The organism is Candidatus Burkholderia verschuerenii, assembly GCF_001189365.1.
GTDB lineage: Bacteria > Pseudomonadota > Gammaproteobacteria > Burkholderiales > Burkholderiaceae > Caballeronia > Caballeronia verschuerenii.
The window spans coordinates 1-4,013 of record NZ_LFJJ01000294.1; the positions used below are offsets into that span (position 1 = coordinate 1).

Here is a 4,013-nt window from a genome sequence, read left to right on the forward strand (position 1 = left end):
GCTTACCCGGAACAATGGACTCCAGTCGTCCCCATATCTCATCGGTCAGCAACATTCGACTCATCTTGATCGCTTACGCAAAAGATGAGATGTAAACACATTTCTTCAAATGTGAATAGAGCCTAGCGAATATAAGCGTCGAGAACCTCATTGAACTAACCATTCTCAGTTCACCCGAAAAACGCTGACACGCTCGACGAGGCGTTGTGTCTGGTCGTGGAGTGCACCAGCGGCTGCAGCAGCTTGTTCGACGAGTGCAGCGTTCTGTTGCGTTACTTCGTCCATCTGCGTCACAGCTTGATTAACCTGCTCGATACCCTGGTGCTGCTCGTGCGACGCCGCCGCGATTTCAGTCATCAGACTAGATACGCGCCGTACCGCAGATACTACCTCTTCAATCGTACGGCCTGCTTCGTTCACCTGAGTCGCACCCGCTTGCACGCGAACTACTGAATCATCGATCAGCTCTTTGATTTCTTTCGCCGCAGTTGCTGATCGCTGAGCTAGCACACGAACTTCTCCTGCCACCACAGCGAAGCCGCGCCCTTGCTCGCCAGCGCGCGCGGCTTCAACTGCTGCATTCAATGCAAGAATATTTGTCTGGAACGCAATTCCTTCGATGGTACCGATGATGTCCGCCACGCGCCCCGAGCTGTCAGAGATTTCGCGCATCGTGCTCACGACGCGTCCAACTACTTCTCCACTCAATACGGCGACTTGGGAAGCGTCTGACGCTAGTTCGTTTCCCTGTTTAGCGCTTTCGGCATTCTGACGAACGGTCGCCGTTAGTTGTTCCATGCTCGCCGCAGTTTCCTGCAGCGATGCGGCCTGCTCTTCGGTGCGAGAGCTGAGGTTAGTATTGCCCGCTGCGATTTCTCTCGTTGCCGTTGCGATCGTGTCGGAGCCTTGGCGCACATCGCGAACGATACTGCACAGGCTGTTGTTCATATCTTGGAGTGCGAGGAGCAACTGGCTCGTCTCATCCTTGCCCTGCGCCGAGACTTGTTGTGTCAAGTCTCCTGACGCGATTGTGCGAGCGATGACAACCGCTTCGGAGATAGGACGTGTGATGCTGCGTGTAATCAACCAGGCCAACGCGACGCCAAGGATCAGCGCTATGCAGCCCAAACTAGCCAGCAAGAAACGGCTGCTCTGATAAAGGTCAGTGATGGTCTGCGTCGCCTTGCCTGTTTGACTTACTTGGAACTGGTTTATGTCGTCCAGCGTTGCCTTGTAGGCCACCAGCACTGGCAACAGTTCCTTGTTAAGGGATTGGATCGCTTCGCCATGTTTACCTTGGGCGTTTAAATTCAGTACTGTGTCGAGGCTATATTTATAAGCATTGTTCTGTTTGAGAAGTCTGTCGCGGACCTCGGCTCGAGCCAGCGTTTTGAACAGGAAATCGATTTCTTTCGATAGATCGTCCCTGGACGATTTGATATCCAGCAGCGAACTCTTCTGTGTTTCTTTATCTTCAGTCAGGAGAAGGTTTCGGATGGCGATCGCGACCTTGTTAAGGCTCTCCCTTGCGGCGTCTGCATGTAGCAAACGCGGAAGGTTTATATCGTTAACAATAGTCACCTGATCATTCAGTCGGCCGAGCATCGTGATGCCGACGCCCACCATGGATGCCGAAAGCAGCAACATTCCAGCAAACGACAGCCCGAGCCTCATTCCTATCTTGAAATCTGCGAAGCGCATGTTAGGGTTCCTTTTTACTCATATCTCTGGTAAACGACCAATCTCCGTCAATCTTTAGAAAGTCCTTTGCAAGCAGTTGCTTTGGCCCGCATCCTGCGGCGACGATTGCCCTACCCTTCATCTAATTTTGTAAATATGTTATAAATAGTGCGGTTTCAGTTTTGTAGGTGAGTTTTTTCGGGGTGATGGACGGCGCAGCTAACAGTCAACGGCGCGAACGGAAAGATGGCGACGCATGGGTTTGTGACCATTGAAAGGTCGCGGTAGGGCCGATGGTTACCCATCGCCCCCGCACGGATCCGTACGTGCAGAATTACTGCATACGGCTCTTACCAAAGGTGTTGACGCGAAACCGCTCAGTCGGGTGGGAATGGACGATTCGGCACGGCGGCAGGTATTTCCGAAGCAGCCGTTGGAAGCGCGACCACGGCATGCGCCTGCGCTGACTTAGGCGTAGCAATGCGTGACGCCACGCACGACTGACTTCCTGAAGAAATCCAGCCAGTCGCCGCATGTTGTCAGGCACCGCATGGTAATTCAAATACCCCTGCAGCACTCGCCGCAGCCACCGACCTACCACGGGCACGGGTTCATGCCGACGTCGCGTTAGCGTTTCCCGAATTGCCACCAGCGTCGCACGCATCCGCTTCTTCACCGTCAACCGGACGATTTTGAAGTCGCCATTACTGCGTCGCTTGCTACAGCAGTGCGTGAAGCCCAGAAAGTCAAATGTCTTCGGCTTTCGGATTCCACGTTCCCGGCATTGCTGCGCGGCGAATCGCCAGAAGCGAATCAGCCGCGTTTTGTCCGGGTGAAGCTCCAGTCCGAACTGGGCCAGCCGTTCCCGCATTGCGGCCAGGAATCGTCGTGCCTCACCCTCGTACTGAAACCCCAGCACTCTGTCGTCGGCGTAGCGAACGATGATCACGTCGCCTGCGGCATGTTGGGTACGCCATTGCTGAGCCCACTGATCCAGTGCGTAATGCAGGTAGATATTGGCGAGCAACGGTGAGATCACAGACCCTTGAGGTGTACCCCGCGTCAGTGCTATGCGGCGTCCATCCTCGATGGTGCCTGCCTTCAGCCATTTATCGATCAGGCGGATTATCCGTCGGTCGGCAATCCGGTGAGACAGGAAACGGAGCATCCACTCGTGGTCGATTTCATCGAAGAACGAGCGAATGTCCGCGTCCAGAATCCAGTTCACCCTACGACTTACAATCCCGATCGACAAGGCATCAAGCGCGTCATGCTGACCGCGTCCTTGCCTGAATCCATATGAGAAGCCGAGAAAGTCCTGCTCGTAGATCGCGCTCAGTACTGTTGATACGGCCTGCTGCACGATCTTGTCTTCCAGCGCTGCAATCCCCAGCGGACGCAGCCTTCCGTCCGCCTTCGGTATGTAGACCCGCCTGGACGGTTGCGCACGGTAAGCCCCGGACTGTATTTCCCGGTGCAGATCATGCACGCGCCCATAAAGGTGCTTCTCATAGTCGCGCCACGTCACGCCGTCCATCCCGGCCGCCGCCTGCTTGCGCAGAGCATGGAAGCTCTCCACCAGTAGCGACGGTGTGACGTGATGCAACAGTGCCGTGAAACGCAACTTCCGGTTCCGCCTTGCGGCTTCCCGTACGCCTTTGAGTCCCATCGACGCGCATTTATCCCGGCTCTGTGTCCGGCACGCGGGTTCCCGTCGGCGTTCCCTCTGGTTACACCCCTTCCCTCCATTACCTCAGCCGGATCATCTCCTTTGTTCGGCAACTTCTCCGGTAGTATGGGTGTATCCGATTTCTCATCGGCGTCGATGACTGGCTTGCGGTCATTGACCTTCCCAGTCCCGTCCGGCCCGACCGCGCCGGACACCGATGAGATCTCGCTGCTTCCGTATGAAAGACTTCCCGACATGCGCAGGGTCTCCGACCGCGCGAGATCAGCACACGACTTGCGATTGACGCCGTGTGCCATGTTGCCTTCCGCTTCGCTTAACAGCGTCGGCATCCCGGAGTAATTATTTCGCGGCTCAATGTCTGGCCTGTCGGTTTCCCCTGTCAACGCTTCGACGTGCACTTCGCAGTGCACGCCGCATGACTCGGGGCCAGAGTGACTCGCCACATCTTCTCCGTATTGAACTTTCATCAACTATCTTTCATCGGCTTTGCAGCCGCACTAAGCGCGCAGAAATGGGCACCTAGTGTTCCGTCCCAGAAATAACTTTATATAAATCCAACATGTTCTATGATCGACTTATGGTGTGCGGGAGACGATCGTGGGACGTAAGGGAATCGAGGTTCTCGTGTCCAATCTGGAGCGAG

General features: G+C 55.3%; 2 protein-coding genes. Both read right to left on the bottom strand.

All coding sequences use genetic code 11. The annotated features are described in order from the left end of the window. Positions 1-165 precede the first annotated feature (165 nt). A complete protein-coding gene (locus BVER_RS35435; RefSeq protein WP_050456025.1) occupies positions 166-1,701 on the bottom strand; it encodes a methyl-accepting chemotaxis protein in 1,536 nt (511 codons plus the stop codon). A 313-nt stretch (positions 1,702-2,014) separates the two neighbouring features. Further along, positions 2,015-3,349, bottom strand: a complete 1,335-nt coding sequence (ltrA, locus tag BVER_RS28015) for a group II intron reverse transcriptase/maturase (RefSeq protein WP_370444286.1) — start codon at positions 3,347-3,349, stop codon at positions 2,015-2,017. Positions 3,350-4,013 lie beyond the last annotated feature (664 nt).

Bases quoted from the DNA above. Each gene is read 5' to 3' on its own strand.
- BVER_RS35435 (WP_050456025.1), bottom strand. From the start codon at position 1,701: ATGCGCTTCGCAGATTTCAAGATAGGAATGAGGCTCGGGCTGTCGTTT.
- ltrA (WP_370444286.1), bottom strand. From the start codon at position 3,349: ATGGGACTCAAAGGCGTACGGGAAGCCGCAAGGCGGAACCGGAAGTTG.